The 26,949-nt window shown below is 44.2% G+C and carries 26 protein-coding genes, 3 tRNA genes and 1 pseudogene; 1 reads left to right on the plus strand and 29 read right to left on the minus strand.

Annotated features, from left to right (window positions below):
• Positions 1 to 46: 46 nt before the first annotated feature.
• The 15 genes and pseudogenes from ABID27_RS05355 to parE form a co-directional block, all read right to left on the minus strand.
• Positions 47 to 589, minus strand: a complete 543-nt coding sequence (locus ABID27_RS05355; RefSeq protein WP_354280773.1) for a hypothetical protein — start codon at positions 587 to 589, stop codon at positions 47 to 49.
• Positions 589 to 1,806 carry a tRNA uracil 4-sulfurtransferase ThiI gene (gene thiI, locus ABID27_RS05360; protein WP_354280775.1) on the minus strand — a complete coding sequence of 406 codons (1,218 nt, stop codon included), beginning with the start codon at positions 1,804 to 1,806 and terminating at the stop codon, positions 589 to 591. Before thiI ends, ABID27_RS05355 begins: the two co-directional genes overlap by 1 nt.
• Positions 1,807 to 2,949 (minus strand): cysteine desulfurase family protein, encoded by a 1,143-nt coding sequence (locus tag ABID27_RS05365; RefSeq protein ID WP_354280777.1) that lies wholly within the window; start codon positions 2,947 to 2,949, stop codon positions 1,807 to 1,809.
• 82 nt (positions 2,950 to 3,031) lie between these two features.
• Positions 3,032 to 4,060, minus strand: coding sequence for a threonine aldolase family protein (locus tag ABID27_RS05370; protein ID WP_354280779.1), 1,029 nt, complete (start codon positions 4,058 to 4,060; stop codon positions 3,032 to 3,034).
• 111 nt (positions 4,061 to 4,171) lie between these two features.
• Positions 4,172 to 4,243, minus strand: a tRNA-Arg gene (locus ABID27_RS05375).
• A 37-nt stretch (positions 4,244 to 4,280) separates the two neighbouring features.
• Positions 4,281 to 5,492: a 30S ribosomal protein S1 gene (rpsA, locus tag ABID27_RS05380; RefSeq protein WP_354280781.1), complete on the minus strand. Its 1,212-nt coding sequence runs from the start codon at positions 5,490 to 5,492 to the stop codon at positions 4,281 to 4,283.
• A 122-nt stretch (positions 5,493 to 5,614) separates the two neighbouring features.
• Positions 5,615 to 5,686 (minus strand) — tRNA-Gln (locus ABID27_RS05385).
• A gap of 8 nt (positions 5,687 to 5,694) precedes the next feature.
• Positions 5,695 to 5,775 (minus strand) — tRNA-Tyr (locus ABID27_RS05390).
• Between the two features lie 49 nt (positions 5,776 to 5,824).
• Positions 5,825 to 6,058 (minus strand): DUF2969 domain-containing protein, encoded by a 234-nt coding sequence (locus tag ABID27_RS05395; RefSeq protein ID WP_253364204.1) that lies wholly within the window; start codon positions 6,056 to 6,058, stop codon positions 5,825 to 5,827.
• An 80-nt stretch (positions 6,059 to 6,138) separates the two neighbouring features.
• On the minus strand, positions 6,139 to 7,191 hold the full coding sequence (locus ABID27_RS05400) for a branched-chain amino acid aminotransferase (protein ID WP_354280914.1): 1,053 nt from the start codon (positions 7,189 to 7,191) through the stop codon (positions 6,139 to 6,141).
• A 171-nt stretch (positions 7,192 to 7,362) separates the two neighbouring features.
• Positions 7,363 to 8,316, minus strand: a complete 954-nt coding sequence (mmuM, locus tag ABID27_RS05405) for a homocysteine S-methyltransferase (protein ID WP_354280916.1) — start codon at positions 8,314 to 8,316, stop codon at positions 7,363 to 7,365.
• Positions 8,317 to 8,320: 4 nt separating this feature from the next.
• Positions 8,321 to 9,698: pseudogene (locus ABID27_RS05410) on the minus strand (amino acid permease).
• A gap of 181 nt (positions 9,699 to 9,879) precedes the next feature.
• The gene (gene parC, locus ABID27_RS05415; protein WP_354280783.1) at positions 9,880 to 12,336 is read right to left on the minus strand and encodes a DNA topoisomerase IV subunit A; all 2,457 of its coding nucleotides are present in this window, start codon (positions 12,334 to 12,336) and stop codon (positions 9,880 to 9,882) included.
• Between the two features lie 253 nt (positions 12,337 to 12,589).
• A complete protein-coding gene (locus ABID27_RS05420) occupies positions 12,590 to 13,147 on the minus strand; it encodes a GNAT family N-acetyltransferase (RefSeq protein ID WP_354280785.1) in 558 nt (185 codons plus the stop codon).
• On the minus strand, positions 13,147 to 15,096 hold the full coding sequence (gene parE / locus ABID27_RS05425) for a DNA topoisomerase IV subunit B (protein ID WP_354280787.1): 1,950 nt from the start codon (positions 15,094 to 15,096) through the stop codon (positions 13,147 to 13,149). The genes ABID27_RS05420 and parE overlap by 1 nt, the downstream gene beginning before the upstream one ends.
• 147 nt (positions 15,097 to 15,243) lie before the next feature.
• Between parE and plsY the strand changes: the two genes are divergently transcribed.
• A complete protein-coding gene (gene plsY, locus ABID27_RS05430) occupies positions 15,244 to 15,885 on the plus strand; it encodes a glycerol-3-phosphate 1-O-acyltransferase PlsY (protein WP_253364196.1) in 642 nt (213 codons plus the stop codon).
• A 33-nt stretch (positions 15,886 to 15,918) separates the two neighbouring features.
• Here plsY and ABID27_RS05435 read toward each other — a convergent pair whose 3' ends face one another.
• From ABID27_RS05435 to ABID27_RS05500, 14 genes are all read right to left on the minus strand, one after another.
• The gene (locus tag ABID27_RS05435; RefSeq protein WP_354280789.1) at positions 15,919 to 17,898 is read right to left on the minus strand and encodes a KUP/HAK/KT family potassium transporter; all 1,980 of its coding nucleotides are present in this window, start codon (positions 17,896 to 17,898) and stop codon (positions 15,919 to 15,921) included.
• Positions 17,899 to 18,051: 153 nt separating this feature from the next.
• Positions 18,052 to 18,714 carry a glucosaminidase domain-containing protein gene (locus ABID27_RS05440; RefSeq protein ID WP_354280791.1) on the minus strand — a complete coding sequence of 221 codons (663 nt, stop codon included), beginning with the start codon at positions 18,712 to 18,714 and terminating at the stop codon, positions 18,052 to 18,054.
• Entirely contained in the window at positions 18,704 to 19,978 is a 1,275-nt protein-coding gene (locus ABID27_RS05445; RefSeq protein WP_354280793.1) for a dihydroorotase, read from the minus strand. The genes ABID27_RS05440 and ABID27_RS05445 overlap by 11 nt, the downstream gene beginning before the upstream one ends.
• Positions 19,979 to 19,988: 10 nt before the next feature.
• Entirely contained in the window at positions 19,989 to 20,321 is a 333-nt protein-coding gene (locus ABID27_RS05450; RefSeq protein ID WP_354280918.1) for a 2'-5' RNA ligase family protein, read from the minus strand.
• Between the two features lie 12 nt (positions 20,322 to 20,333).
• Entirely contained in the window at positions 20,334 to 20,519 is a 186-nt protein-coding gene (locus tag ABID27_RS05455; protein ID WP_354280795.1) for a hypothetical protein, read from the minus strand.
• Positions 20,520 to 20,521: 2 nt separating this feature from the next.
• Positions 20,522 to 20,911: a DUF1398 domain-containing protein gene (locus tag ABID27_RS05460; RefSeq protein ID WP_354280797.1), complete on the minus strand. Its 390-nt coding sequence runs from the start codon at positions 20,909 to 20,911 to the stop codon at positions 20,522 to 20,524.
• Between the two features lies 1 nt (position 20,912).
• On the minus strand, positions 20,913 to 21,383 hold the full coding sequence (locus tag ABID27_RS05465) for an NUDIX hydrolase (protein WP_354280799.1): 471 nt from the start codon (positions 21,381 to 21,383) through the stop codon (positions 20,913 to 20,915).
• 1 nt (position 21,384) lies between these two features.
• Entirely contained in the window at positions 21,385 to 22,041 is a 657-nt protein-coding gene (locus ABID27_RS05470; protein ID WP_354280801.1) for a uracil-DNA glycosylase, read from the minus strand.
• On the minus strand, positions 22,035 to 22,991 hold the full coding sequence (locus ABID27_RS05475) for a glycosyltransferase family 2 protein (RefSeq protein ID WP_354280803.1): 957 nt from the start codon (positions 22,989 to 22,991) through the stop codon (positions 22,035 to 22,037). Before ABID27_RS05475 ends, ABID27_RS05470 begins: the two co-directional genes overlap by 7 nt.
• Before the next feature lie 119 nt (positions 22,992 to 23,110).
• Positions 23,111 to 23,740: an orotate phosphoribosyltransferase gene (pyrE, locus tag ABID27_RS05480; RefSeq protein WP_354280804.1), complete on the minus strand. Its 630-nt coding sequence runs from the start codon at positions 23,738 to 23,740 to the stop codon at positions 23,111 to 23,113.
• Between the two features lie 35 nt (positions 23,741 to 23,775).
• The gene (gene pyrF, locus ABID27_RS05485) at positions 23,776 to 24,468 is read right to left on the minus strand and encodes an orotidine-5'-phosphate decarboxylase (protein ID WP_354280806.1); all 693 of its coding nucleotides are present in this window, start codon (positions 24,466 to 24,468) and stop codon (positions 23,776 to 23,778) included.
• A 170-nt stretch (positions 24,469 to 24,638) separates the two neighbouring features.
• Positions 24,639 to 25,127: a YbaK/EbsC family protein gene (locus tag ABID27_RS05490; protein WP_354280808.1), complete on the minus strand. Its 489-nt coding sequence runs from the start codon at positions 25,125 to 25,127 to the stop codon at positions 24,639 to 24,641.
• Positions 25,128 to 25,134: 7 nt separating this feature from the next.
• On the minus strand, positions 25,135 to 26,076 hold the full coding sequence (locus ABID27_RS05495; protein WP_354280921.1) for a dihydroorotate dehydrogenase: 942 nt from the start codon (positions 26,074 to 26,076) through the stop codon (positions 25,135 to 25,137).
• A 15-nt stretch (positions 26,077 to 26,091) separates the two neighbouring features.
• A complete protein-coding gene (locus ABID27_RS05500) occupies positions 26,092 to 26,865 on the minus strand; it encodes a dihydroorotate dehydrogenase electron transfer subunit (RefSeq protein ID WP_354280810.1) in 774 nt (257 codons plus the stop codon).
• Between the last annotated feature and the right edge of the window lie 84 nt (positions 26,866 to 26,949).

Genomic DNA, 26,949 nt, shown 5'->3' on the forward strand with positions numbered 1-26,949 from the left:
TATTCACTGATAAAGTCATCAACTAAAAATGGTTGACCTCTGTTGTCTAGATACAATACCGTCTCGTAAATTTGCCCTTCTTCTGTCTGTTTAACCAAAGTTTACTAGCATTGATGACATGAAGAAAATAACTGCGTTCGTCTACTGAAGATACGAAGAGAGCATCTATTTCTCCAGCTGACGACTTACTTCCTCCACTCCGAGTATGAAGAACCTGAATTTCCTCATCGATTCCATCGCCTGCCGTTTTAAAATATCCTTGCATCATAGGCAAAGCAGTAGGCACACTATTTATCGTGCTGACAAATAGGAACGTCACCCAGAAAAGGAGAACCACACATTCTAATTTTCCACTAGTTGTCCTCCACATCTCTTTTGCTATGTTTTTCAGTTGAAACAAGCCCACCTCTGGATGTTGTTTTCTTAAAGCATAGCGGATGACACCAATCCACAAAAGGAACTTGGTTAATTGTCCTACATAATAGGTCACATAAGGAAGGCGAGCGTAGAATACATTCTCTACTCCCGTTGAAAATGTGTACGATCCTAATAGCCCATCAAAAAAATCACTCAAAACCGGATGCATCATTACAGCAAATCTTCAATAAGTCCATCAACTTCATCTTGCACTTCTTCAACAGGAGTGATTTCTCTAATCATAATGCCCGTAACTGCTCGTTCGACCAAACCGTCAATATCCATACGCGCTTCATATTGCTCTGCATTTTTGATTTTAGGATTGGTTTTGGGACGGTCTGGTGCAAAAATTGTACAGCAATCTTCAAATGGCTGAATAGAAATGTCAAATGTATCAATCTTCTGCGCAATATCAATAATTTCTAGCTTATCCATGGTAATAACGGGACGAATCACTGGCGTATTGGTCACGGCATTGATTGCCTGCATAGACTCCAAGGTCTGACTAGCTACCTGCCCTAGACTTTCGCCATTTACGATGATAAGGCCGTTTCGTTTCTCACGAATGGCATCTGTAATCCGCATCATGAAGCGACGAGTCAAAGTCATAAGATAGGCTTCCGGAGCCTTGTTTTTGATCTCTTCTTGAATCTCTGTAAAAGGCACCTCGATAAACTGAATATTACCACCAAAAGCTGTCAGTTTTCGTGTCAAATCATGAGCCTTTTTAAGCGCACCAGGGCTGGTATAAGGTGGGCTTGCGAAGTGTACCGCTTCGATATCCACACCACGTTTTAGGGCCAAATACCCCGCCACTGGCGAATCAATACCACCAGATAACATCAGCATCCCTTTACCAGCAGTACCAACTGGAAGCCCACCCGCACCCTTGATTTCTTTATGGGAAATATAAGCCGCATCTTCGCGAATTTCTACACGAAGAGTGATATCGGGCGATTTCATCTGTACTTGAACATTCGGAATAGCTTCAAAGACTGCTCCACCCAATTCTTGGTTCAAATCGCGGCTATCCAACTCAAAACTGTGGTCGCTACGACGTGCAGCCACTTTAAAGGTCATGCCTTCCTTATAGATGGCTTTCATAATATCCTGAACGGCTTGACGCAAAGCTGATACAGACTTTTCAACCTTATAAGACGGCGCAAAATTCTGGATACCGAAAATCTTCTGCAAAGAAGCAGCTACTGGCTGATAATCCGTCCCATTTAGGTAGACGTGCCCACGGTCACGGTCAAAGTGAACTGTTACATCTGGATAGATAGACAAGGCTTCTTGAATATTATTTTTTAATTTATTGATGAAACGCATCCGATTTTTGCCTTTGGTCGACAATTCACCGTAGCGCACCATGATTTCTGAATAGTTCATTTATCTCACTTTCTGAGTTTTGTTGTAAATTTGTTTGAAAATGGTTAAGAATTGCTCAACCTGTCCCATGTCATTGTCTTCATCTAAGCTAACACGGACAGCTGTCTGGGCTAATTTTTGTGGCACACCCATAGCAATCAGAGTTCCAGCTGGTTTTCCAGCCTTGGAAGAGCAAGCTGATGTTGTGGAGATATAGATTTGATGTTCTTCAAATGCATGGACAATCACTTCTCCACGGATGTATTTAACACCAAATGTCACGATATTGGGCGCAGCATTTTCCAATTGAGAAAAAACAACAACGTCCTTATAGTCTTGTAATCCAGCCACAATCACTTCTTTCATGGCTTGCAGGCGTTTCTGAGCCACTTCTGCTTTTTCCAGCGTCATTCGAAGTGCCTTAGCTGTCGCTGCAATCCCTGCCACATTTTCCGTGGTCGAACGGTGGTCACCCTCTTGACCACCACCTGTCAATAAAGGCTGCAATCTCTTGCCAGCTTTGGCATAGATGAAGCCGACACCGCGTACCGAATGAAATTTATGCCCTGAAAAAGTCGCAAAATCAACTCGCTCTGGCAAATAACTATCTGTCGGCACTTTGCCAACAGCCTGAACTGCATCTACATGAAAAGAAATAGTTGGCTTATCCGCTAGCAAGTCCGCAATTGCTTGAATCGGCTGAACAGCACCTATTTCATTATTGACCGCCATAACAGAGACAAGAATCGTATCCTTGCGGATGAGGTTTTCCAGTGCTTGAAGATCTAGATAACCTGCTTCATCTACCGGTGCAAAATCAACTTCAAAGCCTTGCGTTTTCAGCCAAAGAGCTGATTCTTTAACAGCAGGATGTTCCACTGCAGAAACGATAATGTGCTTGCCAAGATAGGCTTTTTCAAAAGCCACACCCTTAATGACCCAGTTATCCCCCTCAGTACCGCCAGAAGTAAACATAATCTCCTCTGCCTTTTTTCCCAAGAGTTCTGCAATTTGTTGGCGTGCAGCTTCTAAAATACGCGTTGCCTGACTACCCAAATGATGAAGACTAGACGGATTGCCCCAAATCTTAGTGGCTACCTCCGTATACGTTTTTAAGACTTCAGGATAGACCTGAGTCGTTGCCGAGTTATCGAAGTAAATCATACCTGTTTCCTTTTCTACATTACCTCTCATTATACCAAAAATTCAAGTTCAATAATAGAAGAAAACCCTGCTAAGCAGAGTTTTACAGTCTATTTTTCAATTCTTCTAATTCTTCTCGGGTTGTAGACCAGCTTGTTGCAAAACAGATGACTGTACGGCTGTCATCATATTTTTCCCAGAAGCCATAGACGATTCCTTTTTCCGTCAACTCAGTCAATTGCTCATTTTCTACGATAACAAATTGCTGGTTTGTTGGTGACTTGAGATAAAATTCAAAGCCTTTCTCTTCCAAAATCACTTTCAATTCCTCAGCCAAATCAACAGCATGTTGTCCTAATTCAAAGTAAAGATTTTCCGTAAAGAAACGATCGAACTGCACTCCATTTAAACGCCCCTTAGCCAAGAGAGCACCATGTTGCTTGACAATTGGAGTGAAATGTTTTGGCTCATTATTCTGCATAAAGACAATGGCTTCGCCCATCAAGGCTCCCATCTTAGTCCCACCAATATAAAAGACATCTACGAGTTTGGCAATCGTTGGCAAGTCAACATCCGTATCCTTAGCCGCTAAACCATAGCCCAAACGAGCGCCATCTAAGAAAAGAGGAATCTTGTACTCACGGCAAAGCGCAGACAACTCTTCCAATTCAGACTTGCTATATAGCGTACCATATTCCGTCGGATGAGAGATGTAGACCATTCCTGGGAAGACCATATGCTCACGATTGCCATCCGCATAAAAATCTACCAAAAGCTGGCGGACATCTGCTGCAGAAATTTTCCCATTTTCATGTGGAAGCGTGAGAACTTTGTGCCCAGAAAACTCAATGGCACCTGCCTCATGAACAGAAATATGACCTGCTTCTGCGGCCACAACTCCCTCGTAGGAAGCCAACATAGAATTAATCACCACTTGATTGGTCTGAGTACCACCCGTCAAAAACGTAATCTGTGCCTGCGGACAGTCACAAGCCTGGCGAATCTTCTCAATCGCAGACTCTGTATAGACATCTGTCCCGTAACCAGAAAGCCCCTCATCATTCGTCTCTACAAGCGCCTGCAAGAGTGCAGGATGCGCCCCCTTATTATAATCATTTTCAAAATGTAACATAATTCACCTCATTATAGCATTTTTCAGAAAATTTTCAATAATCTCTTAATAAGAGTTATTAATCTTTCTCAATAAGAAAAAGCCTGTAAAAACAGACTTTCACTCTAACAATCCACCCTGAGGGAATCGAACCCCCATCTCAAGAACCGGAATCTTACGTGATATCCATTACACTAAGGGTGGATAGACAAAGCTAGGAATACTCCTAGCTTTCTATTTATTACAATTCGATATCACCGAAAAGGTCTGCCATTGAGAAACCTGTTTGAGTTTCTGGCAATTCGTAGTCACGTTTCGCTTCACGTTTTGGACGACGAGCTGGACGTGATTGACGTTTTTCACCTTCTTCAGAAGCATTTTCTTCGCGTGCTGGACGCTCTTCAAGTGCTTTGATTGAAAGTGATACACGTTCATCAGCAGCATTCACTTCAAGAACTTTAACAGTTACATCTTGACCTACAGTCAATGCATCTTTTGGATTTTCAACACGTTTGTGTGAAATTTGTGAGATGTGTACAAGTCCATCGATACCTGGCAATACTTCAACGAAAGCACCAAAGTCAGTCAAACGTTTAACTTTACCTTCGATTACATCGCCAGCTGCCAATTTTTGCTCAACACCATCCCATGGTCCAGGTGTTGTAGCTTTCAATGACAATGATACACGACCTGCTTCTTCGTCGATAGCAAGTACTTTCACTTCAACTTTTTCACCAACAGTTACAACTGATTTAGGTGAAACGTTGCGTTCGTGTGACAATTCAGTCAAGTGAACCAATCCATCAACACCACCAAGATCGATGAAAGCACCAAAGCTTGTGATACGTGCAACTGTACCAGTTACAACTGAACCAACTTCAATTTTTGAGAATACTTCTGAACGTGCAGCTGCTGCTGATTCTTCAACAACTTCACGACGTGATAAGATGAAGCGGTTTTCTGCTGGATCAACTTCTTTGATTTTAGCATCAAATTCTTGACCTACGAAACGCTCAGTGTTACGAGTGAAACGAGTGTCGATCATTGAAGCTGGGATGAAACCACGAAGTCCTTCAAATTCAACTGACAAACCACCTTTAACGGCGCGAGTTACTTTAACAGTTACAACTTCGCCTTCACGGCCAACAAGCTTGTCCCATGCTTTGCGTGCTTCCAAGCGTTTTTTAGATACAAGATATGTAACAGTGTCAGTATCTTTACCTACAACTTGACGAAGTACAAGCAATTCAAGTGTTTCACCAACTTTTACCAAGTCGTTGATGTCAGCGTCGCGGTCGTTTGTCAACTCACGAAGAGTCAAGACACCTTCGACACCAGTACCTGAGATAGCTACATTTGCTTGACCAGCATCAACTGTCAATACTTCTGCAGTTACCACATCACCAGTTGCAACTTCATTTACACTGTTCAACAAATCTTCAAATTCGTTCATTAAAAAAACCTCCGATGTCAGCAGGCCCCATTGCCAACTGACTAAAAATATATTTTATTTAAGGCACACGCAAGGACAGACACAGCAGCTTTGACGAATTAGAGTTTCCTCTAATACCTTGACTGGGGTAGCTGGATTCGAACCAACGCATGAGGGAGTCAAAGTCCCTTGCCTTACCGCTTGGCTATACCCCAAAATTTAATGGAAAGAGAGGGATTCGAACCCCCGAACCCGAAGGAGCGGATTTACAGTCCGCCGCGTTTAGCCTCTTCGCTATCTTTCCAACACTAACAGCCACTATTTTATCATAAAATAGTGGCTAATTCAAGACCTTAATTGCTCAAATTGTAATTTTCAATAATATTTCCGACTGCTGGTTCCAATTTTTTGAAGAAACTTTCGGTATTCCCATTTTTTACAACTGCAAAATGAGATTCACCAAGCTCAGCAATCTCTCCAATCACTTTTTTACCAATTGTCAAACGGTAACCTGGGAATGTATCGCCGTTTACAACAACTTGGCTGTCCTCAATCTGAATTTCAATTTTTTTATCTTTTTTACTCATAATGTATCGTAAATCCTCTCTTTACTCACTCTCTCCATTGTACAAAAAAAGGAAAAAGCTTGCAAGTGCAAGCTCTATTTTTACAAGTCTACTTTGACAATCCAGCCTTCGGGTGCTTCCTCATCGCCAAACTGAATACCCGTTAATTCATCGTAGAGTTTCCGAGTGACAGGTCCGACTTCTGTTTCACTATAGAAAACATGGAAATCATCACCGTGCTGCACACCACCGATTGGTGAGATGACAGCTGCTGTACCGCAGGCACCGGCTTCAGTGAATTTTCCAAGTTCATCAACCAAGACATCGCCCTCGATTGCTTTCATGCCCAAACGATTTTCTGCCAAATACAGCAATGAATATTTGGTGATTGATGGCAAGATAGATGGGCTAATTGGTGTGATAAATTCGTTATCAGCTGTGATCCCGAAGAAATTAGCGGAACCAACTTCTTCAATCTTAGTATGAGTAGCTGGGTCTAGATAAATGACATCTGAAAATCCACTCGTTTTCGCCTTTTTACCTGGAAGCAGGCTTGCTGCATAATTTCCACCGACCTTAGCCGCACCAGTTCCGTTTGGTGCTGCACGGTCGTACTCATCTTGAATCAAGAAATTAGTTGGCTGCAAACCACCTTTGAAATAATTTCCTACTGGCATGGCAAAAATCGTAAAAATGTACTCATCAGCTGGCTTCACACCGATAATATCTCCCACACCAATCAAAAGCGGACGAAGATAAAGCGTGCCACCAGTACCATAAGGCGGTACAAACTCATGATTAGCGGCTACTACTTGCTTACAAGCCTCGACAAACATATCCGTTGGCACTTGAGGCATGAGCAAGCGATCCGCTGTTCTCTGCAAGCGTTTGGCATTTTCATCGGGACGGAAAAGTTGAATAGAACCATCCTTCGTTCGGTAGGCTTTTAAGCCTTCAAATGCTTGCTGACCATAGTGCAAACTTGGCGAACTCTCTGAAATATGCAGGGTCGCATCCTCTGTCAAGACACCTTCTTGCCACTGACCATCTTTATAGGTTGCAAGGTAACGATATGGTAATTTCATATAGGAAAAACCAAGGTTTTCCCAGTCAAGATTCACAGTCATAACAGTACTCCTTTTATTTTTAACTATTTTAGCCTTTTTTTATGAAAAAATCAAGAAATATTCAGAAAATTCTACAAATTTTATTTTCAAATATGAACATTCCGTTGCTCATTATCATCCTGACTCTATTGTACTCTTTCGATCCGGCTGAAACAAGCTAAAAAACTGCTACTATCGTAACAGTTTTTTAGAAAATTTTTATGAATTTTTTAGATGATCAGCTAAGAATGCAATGTCTACTGGTCTAGTTCGACAGCATCCTCCAACTATTTGTGCACCTTGGTCAATCCATTTTTCTGTATTTTCCAGTAAAGTATGGCTATGGTCTGCCTGCTGTGTCCAAGTCTGCGTCTTTCCATCGTAAACCTCGCCTGAATTTGGATAAGTTACCAACGGCTTCTGCGTCATCTGGCTCAAGTGTACCAAGAACTGGGATACATGAGCTGGCGCACTGCAATTAACACCCAGTGCCAAGACCTGTTTGGACTGATTGACCAGGTCTGCGACAAGTGCTATATCGGAGCCATCTGTAAGAGTTTGCCCGTCCTGAGTAGTTACACTGAGATAGGCTTCAACAGTTGGAAATTCTTGAGCTAACAAGTCTAATAGGGCTTGGATTTCTAGTAAATTTGGTATGGTTTCTAGAGCCAAAAGTTCGCTACCTTCTTCGAGCAATAAAGTAAGCCGTTCCCGATGAAAAGCTTTTAACGCTTCTGCTGAAATTTCGCCATATTGACCAGTATATTCAGAACCATCTGCTAAATAAGCAGCATAGGGACCTACATCGCCACTGATAAGCGGAAATGAACGACTTGCCTTTTCTTCCTCTGTTAACTGCGCCCAGATATTGTCTCTGGCATCTTTTGCAAGAGTGACCGTCAGACGGATGATCTCTCTAGCCTCTTCTGCTGTCAGACCAACTTCCTCTAAACCAGGTAAAGTAGCTTGGTAGCTGGAAGTTGTCACGATATCACTGCCTGCTTTTAGATAGGCTTCGTGGATGTCCTGTATCAGTTGAGGATTTTCAATCAAGTACTTGGCTGACCAGAGTTTTCCAGAAACATCATGCCCTTGAAATTCCAACTCAGTTCCTAGAGCACCATGCAAAATCAAGACCTTATCTTGACGTAATAATTCTTTAAATCTCCCCATCTTCTCACCACTTTCTATATTTGACATAATGATAGATGTAGCATAGAACTGTAAATGGAATCCCAAAATAAAGACCTGCTCTCTGAGAACTATCCCAAGCAATCCCAATAATTGAGATAACCAATAGAGTGATGGTAATATACGGCAACACAGGTGTAAATGGCGTACGATAGCTTAATTCTTCTAAACTGTGGTCTTTCAACCACTCTCTTCTGAAACGAATTTGCGCGATTGGAATGGACAGCCAAACCGCCACAACTGCAAATCCAGCAATAGAAACGAGCGCTAAGAATACTGTATCAGCTGCAAATACACTGGCAAAGAGAGAAAGTAAGGCACCGACCATAGACAAAAGAAGCGCTCGCATTGGCACACCGTGTTCGTTGATTTTCACGACCCGCTTGTTCAACATTCCTTCATTTGCCAAAGACCAGAGCATGCGGCTAGAGGCATAAAGTCCTGAATTCCCAGCTGATAAAATGGCTGTCAGAATGACAAAATTCATCAAGTCAGCCGCAAAAGGAATTCCCATCCGGTCAAAAACCAGTACGAATGGCGCATCGGTCACGCCTGCTTCTTTTACAGGAAGGAGTGAAGCCAGTACAATGATGGTCAAAACAAAGAAAATAACCAACCGACCGATAGTTGTTTTGATAGCTTGTGGAACGGCTTCTTTCGGATTGTCTGTCTCACCTGCTGCGATTCCAATCAATTCTGTCCCTGAGAAAGCATAATTAACTGCCAACATAACCGAGACCAGAGCGACTATTCCGTGTGGAAAAGCACCGTGTGCCGTCAGATTTGAAAATAGCGGCGCTTGGGACGAACCAGCATAAGGAATAAGTCCAAAGATAGCCAATAGCCCCAAACCAATAAACACGATAATCGCCAAAACTTTAATGCTTGAAAAATAAAACTCTGCTTCTGCAAATAATCGGACGGAGAGCGCGTTTAAAATGAAAATCAGACTCGCAAAAATAGCTGCAAATACCCAATCTGGTACGGTAGGAAACCATCTTCCCATCAGCATTCCTGCTCCTAAAAATTCAGAACCAAGAGCCACTGTCCAGCAAATCCAATACAGCCACGCAACTGTAAATCCTGTTCCCGAACTGATGAATTTTGTGGCATAGGTGTGAAACGAACCCGTAACCGGCATGACAACTGCCAGCTCCCCTAAGGACAACATGACTAAGTAGACGACTACCGGCCCCAACTAAGTAAGATAACACTGCTCCTAGCGGCCCAGCTTGTGCAATCGTATAGCCAGAACTTAAAAACAGCCCTGTCCCGATTACTCCTCCGAGGGATAACATAAACAAATGACGACTCGTCATCTTACGCTGAAATTGCCCTTCATTATCAAATTTATGATTTTCCATAGAACCTCCTTTGTAATTGTTACATTATATCAAAAATCCAGTATCCTACAAATATGGATTTTTTATAGATGGGTATAAGAAAAAACTATCATGAGAGAGGAGCAAGCAAACCTGCACTTTGCATTTAGAAGAATACAAATTAAAAGGAGCTGGACTTTTGCCCAGCTCCTTTTGATATTTATTATTTTAGCTTAGCCGCAAAAACTTCTTGGTCAGAAATTTTATCTGAGATGAAGCTTCCGTTGCTAGTGCGTTCTGACAGGGTGAGGTCTGCAAGATTGACTTCAGTGACATCCCCAGTTTTGGACATGACTTGGAGAATTTGCTGATCGGTATTGTCCACTTCTGTGGCAAATAAATCAAGCTCAGCTCTGCCATTTTCCGAAAGAACTGGACCAGCCACAAAGACGCGATGCGGCTTGGCTTTGAGCTCACGCAAGACCTGAAGTCCACGTCCAGCCCGCTTAGCCAAAGGAATGTCCTCAACCGCCATCCGCTTAAGGCTGCCGCGTTGGGTCAAGATGTAGAGGGACTTGGTGTTAGCAATAAAGGCCGCTTGAAGCAAGTCGCCGTCCTTGAGATTAATAGCCTTGACACCTGCTGCTTTAGCGCCAACGATAGGCACTTCATCAATGTTAAAGCGTAGCGCGTAACCATTTTGAGTGACCATCATGACATCATCTAGTAAAATCGGTGCTACAGCTACAATGCTATCTGTCTCGTCTTTGAGCTTGGCAAATTTAACGGACTTGGTACGATAGGTCCGCCACGGCGCAAATTCCTTACGTTCGAAACGCTTGATTTGTCCTAGACGGGTCGCTGCAAAATAGACACCCGTCTCAAACTCGTCCAAAATGTCTGCGTAGAGCACTTCCTCGTCCGCAGACAGATTGGTAATGGTCTGCGACAAATGCTCCCCCACATCCTTCCAGCGAATATCCGTTAATTCATGGACAGGACGATAGATAACATTTCCCTGATTGGTGAAAATCAAGAGATGCTGAGTGGTCTTGGCTTGTGCCATAAAGACCAAGTCATCATCATCCCGCTTGCCTAGTTCATCAAGTGAGGAAGCATTGAAGGAACGAAGACTCGTACGCTTGATATAGCCACCGCGTGTCAAGCTGACAATCGTGTCTTCTTCTACAATCAAGCTAGCTGTGTCAATCTCAATGGTCTCGCTTTCAGCCTGCAGTTCAGAACGACGAGCATTGCCGAAAGTCTTCTTAATCTCACGCAGTTCCCGCTTCATGACGTTAAACATAGTCCGATCGTCACCAATGATAGCCGTCAACATGGCAATCTTGTCTCGCAGTTCAGCCTCTTCATTTTCCAAGGTCACGATATCGGTGTTGGTCAAACGATACAGTTGCAAGGTCACGATAGCTTCCGCCTGCTCTTCTGAGAAATCATAACTGACTTTGAGATTTTCCTTGGCATCAGCCTTATTTTCCGAGGCACGGATAAGGGCAATAACTTCGTCCAGAATGGACAAGACACGAATCAGCCCCTCAACGATATGGAGACGTTTTTCGGCTTTTTCTTTGTCAAAACGGCTGCGCGCTACAATGATATCACGGCGGTGAGCGATGTAGCTAGACAAAATCTTCTGCAAGCCCACTTGACGAGGGGTAAAGTTGTCAATGGCCACCATGTTGAAGTTGTAATTGACCTGCAAATCCGTGTACTTGAGCAGGTAATTGAGGATAGTCTGACTATCAGCGTCTTTCTTGAGCTCAATGGAGATACGAAGACCCGTTCGGTCAGACTCGTCACGCACTTCAGAGATACCAGGCACTTTATTATTGACACGGACGTCGTCAATTTTCTTGACTAGCACCGCCTTATTGACCTCATAGGGAATCTCGGTCACAATGATTTGCTCTTTGCCACCTTTCAGCTGTTCAATCTCCGTTTTGGAGCGAACAACCACACGACCTTTCCCAATCTCGTAGGCCTTTTTAATCTCATCAGCCCCTTGGATAATGCCGCCTGTCGGGAAATCCGGTCCAGGCAAGAACTCCATGAGTTTGTCCAGCTTGGCTGACGGGTGGTCAATCATGTAGACCACAGCGTCGATGACTTCCGCTAGATTGTGCGGTGGAATGTCCGTGGCATATCCGGCTGAAATCCCCGTTGCCCCATTGACCAAAAGGTTTGGAAAGGCTGCTGGTAAGACCGTTGGCTCTTTTTCGGTATCGTCAAAGTTCCAAGTAAAAGGCACGGTCTTCTTATCGATATCCTGCAAAAGGTAGCCAGCAATCTCTGATAGGCGAGCCTCAGTATAACGCATGGCCGCAGGTGGGTCACCGTCCATGGAACCGTTGTTTCCGTGCATTTCCACCAAAATCTCACGGTTTTTCCAGTCCTGACTCATGCGAACCATGGCGTCATAAATGGACGAATCCCCGTGCGGGTGGAAATTACCCATGATATTTCCGACAGACTTGGCCGACTTGCGGTAGCCTTTTTCAAAAGTATTGCCATCCTTATTCATAGAATAAAGAATGCGGCGCTGAACGGGCTTGAGCCCATCACGAATATCAGGCAGCGCCCGCTCCTGAATAATGTACTTGGAGTAGCGACCAAAGCGCTCTCCCATGATGTCCTCGAGGGACATGTTTTGAATGTTGGACATAATTAAGATACAAAGGGACGATTCGGCTTGCCGAAAATTTCTGTAGAAAATAGAAAAATCAGCGATGTCGCCTGCGACGAGATGATTTTATCCTTTTTTCTAGGAAATTAGTCCCATGTTCAGCTACTTTTCAATAACCAAACTTGACCTTTCTATTTAGTTTTATACTACTGCAACTGATAACTGACTTCTGTTATCCTCTAAAAGCTAACACTTTAACAAAAGGGTTCTTGTTGTGAATACAAGTAGTTTCCTATTTTTTATCGTCATTGGCAATGTAGAGTTCTTTGGAAATTTTATAAAGTACCTGACAATATAAATCATCATCTTCGTTCACTTCCGAGCTTGAAAAAAATTGAACAAATTCCATTCCTACTTTTCTCATAATATTTTTTGACGGTATATTGCCTTCAGCTATAAAAGTATATACTTCTTGTAATTTTAATTCAGTAAAAGCATACTTTAGGCAGGCTTGAGCAGCTTCTGTCGCATAGCCCTTCGCCCGAAACTCTCTCTTTAACCTCCAACCAATCTCTACTATTTCATTTTTTATACATGCCAATTGAGTATGGTGCAAGCCAACGTATCCAATAAATTGTCCATTTTCCTTTGTCTCTACAGCAAACAAACTATAGTCATAGTTCTCAAACTCTTTTTGAATCAGTTGAAATATTTTTTTTGCACGTTCAATCGAGTAGAAGTTTGGTAAATAACGCATGACTTCTGGATCTTGATTCATGGATAAGAAGTCATCAAAGTCACTGCTTTTCCACGAACGAAAAACTAATCGTTCTGTTTCAATATAATTCATTAAAACACCGTACTCTCCTCCAAGGTAAATCGGACATTATCCTCAATCCATTGTCTACGTGGGGCGGGTTTGTCACCCATGAGGACGGAGACACGGCGTTCGGCACGCGCGAGGTCGTCGATGGTGACGCGAATGAGGGTGCGGGTTTCAGGATTCATGGTCGTCTCCCAAAGCTGATCGGCGTTCATTTCCCCCAGACCTTTGTAGCGCTGGAGCATGGAGCCCTTGCCAAATTGCTTGCGCAACTCTTCTAACTCACCATCTGACCACGCATAGGCGATTTGCTCATTTTTGCCCTTGCCTTTTGACATCTTATAAAGAGGAGGCAAAGCGATGTAGACGTGCCCCGCTTCAACCAGCGGACGCATGTAGCGGTAGAAAAAGGTCAGGAGCAGGGTCTGAATGTGGGCCCCATCCGTATCCGCATCGGTCATGATGATAATCTTGTCGTAATTGATATCCTCGACCTTAAAGTCGGCTCCGACACCAGCACCAATGGTGTAAATCATGGTGTTGATTTCTTCGTTTTTGAGAATGTCGGTCATCTTTGCCTTCTCGGTGTTGAGCACCTTACCTCGCAAAGGAAGAATGGCTTGGAACTTACGGTCGCGACCTTGCTTGGCAGAACCACCGGCCGAATCTCCTTCGACCAGATAGAGTTCATTTTTAGCCGCATTTTTGGACTGGGCAGGTGTTAATTTCCCTGAAAGAATGCCCTTGTCCTTTTTATTTTTCTTGCCGTTTCGACTCTCATCACGCGCTTTTCGAGCCGCCTCACGGGCATCACGCGCACGAATAGCCTTGCGAACCAGATTGGTTGCTAGCTCGCCGTTTTCCAAAAGGAAATAGGTCAATTTCTCTGAAACAATCCCATCCACAATCGGACGAGCCAGTGGTGAACCGAGTTTATCCTTGGTCTGACCTTCAAATTGCAAGTGCTCCTCGGGAACCAAAATGGACAGAATAGCTGATAGCCCCTCGCGGTAGTCTGAGCCCTCCAGGTTTTTATCCTTGTCCTTGAGGAGCCCAGTCTTTCGAGCGTAGTCATTCATAGCCTTGGTAATGGCCATTTTAAGTCCAGTCTCGTGAGTTCCGCCATCCTTGGTGCGGACATTGTTGACGAAAGAAAGAATGTTGTCGGAAAAGCCATCATTGTACTGCATGGCGATTTCCACTTGAAAACCTTGGTCTTGTCCTTCAATTGAGATAACAGGCGTCAAGGTTTCCTTGTCTTCATTCAAGTAAACGACGAAGTCCTGCACACCATTTTCATAATGAAATTCTTGGTGTACGGCTTCTTCGCCTCGCAAGTCGGTCAAGGACATGGTAACATTTTTCAGCAAGAAAGCCGATTCTTTCAAGCGTTCTGAAATGGTATTAAACTTGAAGTCTGTCGTTGAAAAGATGCTCTTGTCGGGGAGGAAAGTCACGGTTGTCCCCGTTTTTGACTTGGGGGCTATTCCCACTTTTTTCAAGGTCCCAGCTGGTTTTCCACCATTTTCAAAGCGCTGCTTGTAAACCGCACCATCACGAGTGATTTCAACTTCTAACCAGCTTGAAAGGGCATTTACGACAGAAGAACCAACTCCGTGCAGGCCACCAGATGTCTTGTATCCACCTTGGCCAAATTTACCACCTGCATGGAGAACGGTAAAAATCACTTCAACGGTTGGAATTCCCATAGCGTGCATACCAGTCGGCATCCCACGACCACTATCGGATACGCTGACCGAACCGTCTTTGTTAAGAGTGACATCAATCTTGTCTCCAAAACCTGACAAGGCTTCATCGACCGCATTGTCCACAATCTCCCAAACCAAGTGGTGCAATCCTGTACCATCCGTTGAGCCGATATACATCCCTGGACGTTTACGGACCGCATCCAACCCTTCTAGCACCTGAATGGCGTCATCATTATAATTATTGATATTGATATCTTTCTTAGCCAAAATTGACCTCCACTGTATTCATCTTTTCTATATTAACAGAAAATAGGGAAAATAAGCAAGTTTTTCCCATTTAAAGAGTGTAACCTCATTTTCAGCAGTCACAGATAAGAGAAGAATTTTCAGGTAACTTATGCTATAATATAGCCTATGAAAACAATCCTTTTTATACTTATTGCCTACTTATTGGGTTCGATCCCAACTGGTCTTTGGATCGGAAAACAATTTTTCAATGTTAACTTGCGTGAGCATGGCTCTGGGAATACTGGTACAACCAATACCTTTCGTATTCTTGGTAAAAAAGCCGGCACAGTAACTCTCTTGGTTGATATGCTGAAAGGTACCTTGGCGGTGCTACTCCCTATCTGGTTTGGCGGTGCGGCTCTTTCACCACTGATCATTGGATTCTTTGCCATCTTGGGACATACCTTCTCGATTTTTGCTCAGTTCAAGGGCGGCAAGGCCGTCGCAACGAGTGCGGGTGTGTTGCTTGGATTTGCACCAGCTTTCTTGCTTTATCTAGCGGTTATCTTTTTTGTAACCCTCTATCTCTTTAGCATGATTTCCCTATCAAGCGTAGCTTGTGCGGTGGTGGCTATCATTTCTATCTTGATTTTCCCAGCATTTCACTTCATCTTAGCCGGCTATGACCTCCTCTTTTCAGCCTTGATATTCTTGATCGCTTCAGTGATTATTATTCGCCACAAAGATAATATCCAGCGCATACGTAACCACTCTGAAAACTTGGTCCCTTGGGGACTCAACATCTCCAAGCAAAATCCGAAAAAATAAAAGCTCCCTGAAATTTTCAAGGAGTTTTCTTTTTTATTTCATGGCTTGAATAGGCAAGTCTGGCAACTCTGTAAATGTCAAGGGAGTTGTTTCAACTTGTGTTTCGGAAAATTGCAAGCCAAACCATCGAATCGGACTAGCTGTCAAGTGCTTGATAGCTGCCTTTGTCTGCATAACGAATTTTTCAAACAAGCTCATCTGACTAAGAGTTGAGACCTTCTCATCTAGAATAATATAACGGAAATTGCCAATATCGCGAGTCGGATGTAGTCCATAGTCTTGAACCTGCTTCGGCAAGCGACCATCCACTATCATTTCTCGAATAATGGTCCGCATATAACGCGGCACCGTCTGAGGCATCTTAAAGCCAAGATAAAGTTCTACGCAAACTAGAAAATCAGTACCCAGAGTATCCACCTTATAGCGGTCCGTATAGGGTTCATCGGTTACTTTTACATTGACAAACCAATAGACCTGGGCTCGTTTTGGTTGACGGTCTAAAATGGAGTAGAGAATGGAACGGTCAATTTTATTGCCCTTCATCCGATTGGTCAAGTAAACCAAATTAGTCTGTTGCTGCTCGTACCGATTGTCGTTTCTGAGGCGGGCTATCTGTGGCCTGTACTCATTGATATTGAGGGACTTGATGTAGCGAAAGACAATTTTATTGCCCTCGGACCAGATAGACATGACAAACATGATTGCTAGGGCAAGGATCACAACCACATAGCCACCATGCATGAATTTGACAACAGAGGCGAGGAAAAATATTCCTTCAATCACAGCAAAAAATGCCATCATGATAATAGCTACTAGCGGCTTTGTCCCAACTTGTATCAGGTAAGCCGTCAGCAAAATCGTGGTCATCAGCATGGTAATAGTAATGGCCAATCCATACGCTGCCTCCATGCGCTCAGACGTTTGGAAAAATAGAACGATAGCTGATGTGGTGGCAAAGAGCATCCAGTTGATAACGGGAATATAGAGTTGACCCAAGTTTTTACCGGGATAATTGATGCGGAAAATTGGGAATAATTTAAGGCGCATGGCTTCTGATACCAGAGAAAATGAACCTGAAATTAAGGCTTGCGAGGCAATGATTGCCGCTAATGTCGCGAGAATAACTGCATAGACCGCCATCCAGGACGGAAGACTGGCGAAAAATGGGTTAAGCTGACTGCCCTTGGATTGGTGCTGCAAAATCCAAGCACCTTGACCACAATAGGACAAAATAATACAAATCTTGACAAATGGCCAGCTGACATAAATATTGCCACGACCAACATGCCCTAAGTCAGAATACAGGGCTTCAGCCCCCGTTGTCGCAAGGAAAATCGAACCCAGAATAAAAATACCACGGTGATTTTCAGGACTCATCAACAGCTGAATCGCATAGTATGGATTGATCGCCTTAAAGACGGACAGATGTGTCAAACTATTAAGCAGGCCACTCAGCCCTAAAAAACTGAACCAGACCACCATGACCGGTCCAAAAATCCGACCAACCAAGCCCGTACCATATCGTTGAATACCAAAGAGTACTGCTAGCACCAAGAGCGTTGTAATGATGACTGCGTGCTGGTTGCCATACATGACACTCAAGCTCGGAACAGCCTTCAAACCTTCGATGGCCGTTGTAACCGTCACCGCAGGAGTCAAGGCTCCATCCGATAACAAGGTCGCTCCACCTATCATGGCAGGAATAATCAACCACTTGGCCATTTTCCGAACCAAGGTATAGAGAGCAAAAATCCCACCTTCATGATGATTATCCGCTTTCAATGCAATCCATACATACTTAATCGTGGTAATCAAGGTCAAAGTCCAAATAATCAGCGAAATTGCTCCTAATATAAATGTCTCACTTACCGATTTAATTCCACCTTGATTTTCAACGAGAGATTGCATGGTGTACAGCGGACTCGTCCCAATATCTCCATAAACAATTCCCAGTGCAATGAGAAAACCCGACCGACTAGCCTGATCAAAGTTTCTCTTCTGACCGTCTTGCATAATGACATCTCCTACTCATAATGATAAAATGCTCACATCATTATAGCAGAATCTTTCCTGAATGAGCATAATTCTGCTCTTTTTAGACAAGTCACAAAAACTGTACAAAATTCAGTTCATAGAAAAACCTTTACTCAACAGCGCAAGTAAAGGTTATTTATCAAATCGTGTTAAATTATACTGCTCAATCAAGGCATTTAATTTGCTGGTATAACTGGTATCCGTCGCATAACGTCCCTGTAAATAAGCAGTCGCCTCCTGATAGGAATTTGTCCGACTTTTCCAAGCACCCGCATAGTAGTTGGCATCCCAAGACACTCCATTTGCCAATAAATTAGCATTGTCTCGCAAGGAGGCATGGTAGGTCGGGTACTGCCGAAATTGTGCCACGACGGTCGACAATTTACCCGTACCATCATCCTCTTGGGTCTCAATTTCATAGGATTTTCCATTAAAACTGCCTTTGACACCAAAGAGATTATTGGCTTCCTGCGTCAATCGGCTCTTGCCCCAGTCACTTTCTAAAATGGCTTGCGCTACCATGACAGAGGCATACAAATCATGGTCTGCTGCCAAATCCTGTGCTGTGTGGCCAACCATCCGGATAAATTCCGACTTGTCCGCTGCTTCAAATGCTTTCTGTTCAGCCTGTATTTTCCAAGTAAAGTAGCCCCAGAATGTCAGGAAAATAGCGACTACAAGCCCCAACTGTAGAGCAATTTTTTTCCAGTTAACACCCTGACACAATCCCTTGAACGAGACTCTCTTTTTGGGGCTATATTGTTTTCTATCGTTTTTCTGTGTTTTATTGACCATCCTGATAGACAATCTCTCCATTACAAATCGTATATTTGACAACTCCGACTAACTCATCACCGATAAATGGCGAATTGGCTGCCTTGGAGTGAAATTGATCGGACACAATCCGCTTTTCTTTGTCCGCAAAAACAGTAATATCTGCAGGGCCATTTTCTGACAGATAGCCTGCATCCAAGCCATACAAACGAGCTGGATTGCTGGTCATTTTCGCCAAATAATCCATCAAAGTCAGATAACCTTCTTCCACCAAATGCGTCAAGCCTAGCGATAAAGAGGTCTCCAGTCCCGTCATGCCAGATGGAGCCTGCTTCATATCCGCTACATTTTTTTCATCCGCATGATGAGGAGCATGGTCCGTCGCAATTACGGAAATCACTCCTGATTTGAGCCCTTCGATGACTGCAAGGCGGTCTGATTCCAATCGAAGGGGCGGATTCATTTTGGCATTCACACCCTTGGTAAGCAGGAGATCTTCTGTCCGAGAAAAGTGCTGCGGTGCGGCTTCTGCTGTCACTTGCGCGCCCAATTGCTGAGCAAATTCAACGACTTTTACCGATTCCGCCTTAGACAAATGCTGGATATGCACATGCGCTTGTGTCGCGTAGGCGATCATGACATCACGCGCCACCATGCTGTACTCTGCCACACCAGTTGCACCACAGATATGAAAATGCTTTTCTGCCACATCTTCGTTGAAACCCAGAACTCCGTTCAGATTTGGGTCTTCCTCATGAAGGGCAATAAAACTGCCGTGTTTTTTGGCTAATTTGAGCGCATCTCGGACGACGCCTGCATTTGTTAAGGGAATACCATCATCTGAAAAGGCGACAGCACCATTTTCCAGCAAGACTTCAAAGTCCGTCAGATTTTCCCCATCAAAATCCTTTGTAATCGTCGCTACCGTATGGATATGAATCTTCTCTTTTGCTGCAGAGTCAAGCACTTCTTTCAAGGTCTCAACCGTGGAAATCGTCGGATTAGTATTGGCCATCATGACCACCGATGTCACTCCACCGGCAGCGGCTGCGAGCGCTCCAGTATGAATGTCTTCCTTATGCGTCTGACCTGGCTCACGAAAATGCACATGCACATCGACTAAGCCCGGTGCCACCACTAGCCCCGTCGCATCAATAACTTGCGCATCATCGCTGGATAAATCTTGCCCAATCTTGACAATTTTTTTCCCATCAATCAGTACATTTGCCACCTGATCCAAACCTGATTGCGGATCTACCACTCGACCATTCTTGATTAACAGCATAGACTCTCCTTTATTCTTGAAAATTTGCTTGGTAAACGACTTGAACTTGCTTGTCTTTTTGAATCTTAATCAGCTGAATTTCGACAGCTCGTCCCTCCAGCTGTGTTTGGTTTTGACACAAGGCAAAGGCTGCTGGTAACTCGTCTTCTGCCAGATAATTAGCCAGCGTCATATGTGGAATCCACTTCCCAGGGCTATACAAGCTATCAGCTGACACAGTCAGTCGCTCATACACTCTCGCATGACACTGATAGAGCTCGCTCGACAGAACTGGACTGAGATAGACAGTACCGGACCTCAAGAAGGACCCAACCGATGAAAAGGTAACTGCAAAGTGAGAAATTTCCTTGCAGAATTACTCCAAATCCAACACAAGGTCCGACACATTTTCCAGACCATCAAATGAAGCCAGCGTAATGTGCGGCTTTCGCTCCCTGACCTGAGCAGCATAATCCGAAATCTGTTTGTCTGCTAATTCTCGCCAAATGGCCCTCACCGCAGCCTCAACCTGCTGGTCAAAACACAAAATAACTGCGTACATGGCTATTCTCCACCAGGAATAACTTCTGCGATCACTGGCTGATTTGCCTTATCATAGTAGGTACAGGTCATTTTCTCCAAGTCAATCACCCACTTGTAAATACCTGCTGCAGCCATATCATCACAAAAAGTCTGAAAATCAGTCTGACCTTCTTGATGACGAGCCAAATCTACTTGAGCAGCTGTTTGATTGGCCACATTTGCAACTGATCCCCGAGCCTTGAGACCTTCCGTCTGCAAAACCTCGTCTGCAGTCGCATAGGATACTAGCTCACTTTCGATGTCGACTGTATTGGTTTTCATACCCATTTTCTTAAATTCCTGAATTAATTTTTGAAAATCGGGTCCAGTAAACTGAGCATGCGCCGCTTGAATTGCTTCTAATGTAAACATTCTATTTTCCATAAAAATCTACAGACTCATCCACTAGACGGTCTCCTTCATAGGTAAAACTGGCTGAAAAGAAGGGCTTTCTATCTAAGAGCCAGCCGACAAAGGTATGGTCCCCTTCCCAGGTTGGCTTGTCTCCGACCTGATCGTAAGGAACCCATTCCAAAGTCCCCTCATCGCAGTCAATGATGTCTCCAGAAAACTCCGTCACACGAAAAACGTAGGTATACCAGTCATGCCCAACTGTAAACTCTGGAAAGGTAATAATGCCTACCAATTCCATTTTTTCAGCTGTCAGACCTGTCTCTTCTAAAATCTCTCGACGGGCACAAGCTTGAGGCGTCTCGCCTTTTTCCAGCTTGCCTCCGACACCAATCCATTTCCCTTGATGAACATCATTTGGCTTTTTATTCCGATGAAGCATCAAAAATTCTTTCCCGTTATCGATATAACAAATTGTTGCTAACTTAACCATATTACCTCAACCAATCTATTGCTGCTCTGCCATTTTCCGCCAAAAAATGATTGGCTTTTGAAAAAGGACGACTACCAAAAAAACCTCGATAACTAGACAAGGGACTCGGATGAGCAGATTCCAATACTAGATGATGCGGATTGGTAATCATGGCTTTTTTCTTGCGCGCATAAGCCCCCCAGAGGATAAAGACAACTGGCTGCTCTTGCGCATTTACCACCTTGATAACGGCATCTGTAAACGGCTCCCAAATCAAACCCGCGTGACCATTGGCCTGTCCAGCTGGTACTGTCAGACAGGCATTGAGCAAGAGTACACCTTGTTCAGCCCAAGACGTCAAGTCATGGTCTTTCTTCTCACCCAAGTCCTGACCGAGTTCCTTGAGGATATTTTGCAAGGACGGCGGAGCTGGGAAGTTAGTCGGAACTGAAAATGACAAACCTTGTGCCTGACCCGGACCGTGATAGGGATCCTGCCCCAAAATGACCACCTTGACCTCTTCGAGAGGCGTTTTTTGAAGCGCAGCAAAGACCTTCTCACGAGGCGGATAGACCTGCCCTTGCTGATAGACTTGGTCTAAAAAAGCATTGATTTTTCCAAAATAATGTTCTGGCAACTGCTCCTGAATGGCCCGGTGCCAACTTGAATGTTCTACCATGCATTTTCATCCTGTTCTTTCACGATATACACGGGGCGTTTCTTGGTTTCTAGGAAAATTTTCGCCAGGTATTTCCCTAAAATACCAATGGTCATCAGCTGAATCCCGCCCATAAAGAGAATAATGCAGACCAACGATGGCCAACCTCCAACCGGATCCCCGTACATCAAAGTCTTTCCAACAATGATGAGCATCCCTAAAATCGACAAGATAAAACTAAAAATCCCTGAGTAAGAAGCCAAATTCAAAGGCATTTCTGAAAAGTTGATAAAGCCTTCTAGCGAATAGGAAACCAGCTTCCAAAATGACCAACTGGTCTCACCAGCCACACGCTCAACATTTTCATAAGGAAGGTATTCCGTATGAAAGCCAACCCATGCAAAAATCCCCTTTGAAAAGCGATTGTATTCCGCAACAGAGAGAATGGCGTCCACCATCGGACGTCGCATGAGACGAAAATCACGCGCACCATCTACAATTTCAATCTGACTAACACGGTTGATGATGCGATAAAACATCTTGGCAAAAAATGAACGAATCGGTGGTTCTCCCGCTCGAGTTACCCGTCGAGTCCCCACACAATCCAACTCCCTATCCTCATCAAGCATCTGCTTCATCTGGATGAGCATGGCTGGAGGATCTTGCAAATCCACATCCATAACGGTCACCAAATCACCCTTGGCCGATTTCAAACCTGCATAAAGCGCAGCTTCTTTTCCAAAATTCCGAGAAAATGATAGGTAGTGAACATGTTCCTCTTTTTGCGCCAAATCACGTAAAACCGCTAACGTCGTATCACGTGAACCATCATTCACAAAAATATACTCAAATTCTTCCTGCATCTCCAAACGGACTTTTTCGGTTTCTTTAAAAAATAAGGGAATGCTCTCTTCCTCATTGTAGCAAGGTACCACGATTGAAATCACTACTTTGTCTCCTTCAAAATTCATTATTCTTATTATTTTACCACATTTCAGATGATAAGTGCATTTGGTACCAAAAGGGCTGGACCATCGCCAGCCTTACCTTATTTTGCGCTCTTTCACATGAAAAAGTCTGTGCTAACTCATCAATCCTGCCAAGTGTCTTGGTTTTCTTTAAACTTCTTGAGTAAGGTCAATCCGTTGGCATCGATATAGCCTTGGACCTTGGCGACTTTGATGAGTTCTGTGTAGTTTGACAAGGTCTGCAATTCTACACCAGCTTCTTCAAAATTAGCCTTGGCTTTTGGCAATTCATAGGTGAAAATAGCCACCACACCTAGCACCTCAACACCTGCTGCTTTCGCTGCTGCAACTGCCTCCAGCACAGAACCACCTGTTGAAATCAAGTCTTCAATGATAACCATCTTCTGACCTTTAATCACACGCCCTTCAATCTGATTGCCCGCACCGTGGTCCTTTGGTTTTGAACGAATATAAGAAAATGGCAAGTTCATCTTGTCTGCAATAATCGCCCCGTGCGGAATCCCCGCTGTCGCTGTCCCCGCAATCACTTCCACCTCTGGAAACTTTTTCTTAATCGTCGCAACAAATCCATCTTCAATCAAGGTCCGAGTCTCAGGATAAGAAAGAGTAATGCGATTGTCCGTGTAAATTGGCGACTTGATACCCGAAGCCCACGTAAAGGGCTCCTCTGGTTTTAAGTAAACTGCCTTGATATCCAATAAATCTGCTGCGATTTGAGTTGCTAATGTCATGATTTTCTCCTTTTATATCACTAATCCTGTATCTACTAAGAATTCCACTCACCTTTGATAGCCTGATAGGCTGCAACCGGGTCTTCCGACTGAGTTATGGGTCTTCCGACCACGATGAAATCTGAACCAATTTCCCGAGCTTGTCCCGGCGTCGTCACCCGCTTTTGGTCTCCGTTTTCTGCCCCACTTGGACGAATTCCTGGCGTCAAACAAAGAAAGTCGTCTGCAGTTGCTTCCTTGATTAGAGCCACTTCCTGAGCTGAACAAACGACCCCATCTAAACCAGCCTCTGCTGTTTTCTTGGCGTAATGTCGGACCGAGTCAGCCAAGCTGGTCTGGATATTTTGAAAATCCTGCATCTGTTCTTGAGAAGTCGAGGTTAGCTGCGTGACCGCAATCAATAATCCCTCATCTCCAAATCCTTGCCGTGCAGCTCGCATCATTTCGACACCACCGGCCGCATGCACATTTGTCATATCTACGCCCAATTTCCGCAAAACTGTCATGGCTGACTTGACCGTATTGGGAATATCATGCAATTTCAAATCTAAAAACACACTATGTCCTAATGACTTGGTATAGGTCACTACCTGACTGCCACAAGCATAATAGAGCTCCATTCCAATTTTGACATACAATTTTTCTTCCTTGGGAAATTTCTCTAAGAATACCTTCGTCGTCTCAAAATCTGGAAAATCCAATGCAATAATCGGTCTATCTTCGCGCATACGAACCTCCTTTTTCTCTACAAAAATACCTTGCCTGAGGCAAGGTACGACAAAATCAGGGTTTCCCCTCTTACACCGTTTCCCTTCTTAGCCTCTCTGGACTTTGTTAAAGGTTTTTATTTAGAATCAGTCTATCACTTCGATTTCTATTTGTCAATTATTTTCCGAACCTAACCACAGTCAATGGTCCGAAGTACATGATCGGTCTCCGCGACGATTTTTTCAAAATCACTAAAGGCAATATTGAGCGTCGTCGAGTTGATAAAGGGATGAAATCCCACCGTAGTCATCTGGTCCACAGCAGCATCCACAATAACTTGAATCCGATGCTCCACATCAAATAGCAAACCAAAAGGCGTCACAGTTCCTGCAGACACATGTAAGAGTTCTTCCAGCACCTCCTCTCTCACAAAAGACAAGCGCTTTTCTTCCAAATTTTCAGCTAACTGCGCTAGATTAGCCTGTTTCTCATCATGCAAAATCACCAGATAAAGCTGATTGCCCTTTTTATTTTTCAACAATAAATCCTTGACCTGCTGCCCCGGCAAGGTAAAATCCAAATCCTGCACAGAGGTAATGGCCTTGTGGTCATGCCGCTCATATGGGATATTCAATTTTTCCAACAAATCATAAGCTTCTTTCTCTGTCGCAAATACCATCTGCCACCTACTTTCGTAACTCTTGTCGCACCTGTGCCCGCAAGTCCTCCAAGCTCTGGATGCTATATTTGTCCATGACTTTGGGGAGTTCATCAATAATATTTGGGCAGGCATAGGGGTCCGTAAAATTCGCTGTACCGACACCAATCGCAGAAGCACCCGCAATCATCATCTCAAGCGCAGCCTCCGCAGAGTCAACCCCACCCATTCCAATAATTGGCAAATCGGTTGCCAGCGCCACTTGACGAATTAGCTTCAAAGCAACTGGGAAAATAGCTGGCCCTGACATCCCACCTTGACCATTTGCGATAATCGGTTGACGCGTTTTCAAGTCATAGCGTGTACCGACAAGCGTATTGATCATCGTCAAGCCACTCGCCCCCGCATCCTCTGCTGCCTTTGCGACCTGAGTAATGTCTGCTACAGAAGGCGTCAACTTGACATAAACCGGCACATCTGAATGCTCTACACTAGCCTTGACCGCAGCGTAAGCCAATTCTGGAACCTGCCCAATCAGAAGCCCGTGATTTCCATGATCCACATTGGGACACGAAATATTGAGCTCGATGGCCTTGACATTTGGCGCTTTGGAAATCTTCTCCGAGACATACGCATATTCCTCATTGGAAAAACCTGCTACATTTGCAATAATCGGTAGTTCTGGAAAATGCTCTGCCAACCAAGGTAACTTTTCAGACAAAACGACATCTACACCAGGATTTTGCAGCCCAATAGCATTCAACATCCCAGATGGTGTTTCAGCAACACGTGGCGTAGGATTGCCAAAACAAGCTTCCTTGGTCGTTGCCTTTATCATAATGGAACCCAAAACATCCAAGGGATAGTACTTGGCGAATTCCTGACCAAAGCCAAAACAACCCGATGCAGGAATAATAGGGTTTTTCAACTCTAATCCCGGCAAACGAATCGCCAAACAATTTTTCTCCATAACCATTTCCACCTCCTATAAGATCAAGCTACCTGTCGGAAAGACCGGTCCTTCTTCACAAACCCGCTTCAAATCAGCTTCCTGACCATCCTTAGGATGCACTACGCAAGCATAACACGCCCCCATCCCACAAGCCATCCGCGACTCGAGCGACATATAAGCATGAACATGCTGGGCAAATTTTCCATCCACATAGCGCATCATCCCCGGTGCTCCACATGAGTAGACTGCTGCAAATTCCTCAGAAAGTTCGTCCACAACCTCCGAAACATAACCCTTACGACCATAAGAACCATCATCAGTAGTGACCACAACTCCCCCATAAGCTGATAAGGCTTCCTCCAAGATGACCGCCTCCTTATTCGCAAAACCAATCACAGACGTCACCTGACAGCCCAAGTTGGCAACCTGCTTCGCTAGCTCAACCAACGGAGGAACACCAATTCCCCCACCAATCAGCAAGACCGACTGCCCCTCACTCAAAAATGAAATATCAAAACCATTTCCCTGGGGCCCCATGCAGTCCAATACTTGTCCGACTTGCATCTGGGAAAATTGACGCGTCCCCTCGCCCTCAATCCGATAAATAATCCGACACCTGTTCGCCTCCCTATCCACCTGAGAAATCGAAATCGGCCGACGCAAGACCTTGCTCGCATCCGGAACCCGAATATGCAAGAACTGACCCGCAGTCATCTCCTGCACCATCTCACCAGACAAATCCATGGCAAAAATTCGAGGAGCTATCTCCTCCTGCGCCACAATAACCAACTCTTCTTTCATTATCATCACAGACCTCACTTCAAAAAAAGAACCTCGCCAAGAGGCAAGGTACACGAAAATTGGACAGAACCTGCCCTTGATCTGCGCATC

Source organism: Streptococcus gallinaceus, assembly GCF_040545695.1.
GTDB lineage: Bacteria > Bacillota > Bacilli > Lactobacillales > Streptococcaceae > Streptococcus > Streptococcus gallinaceus.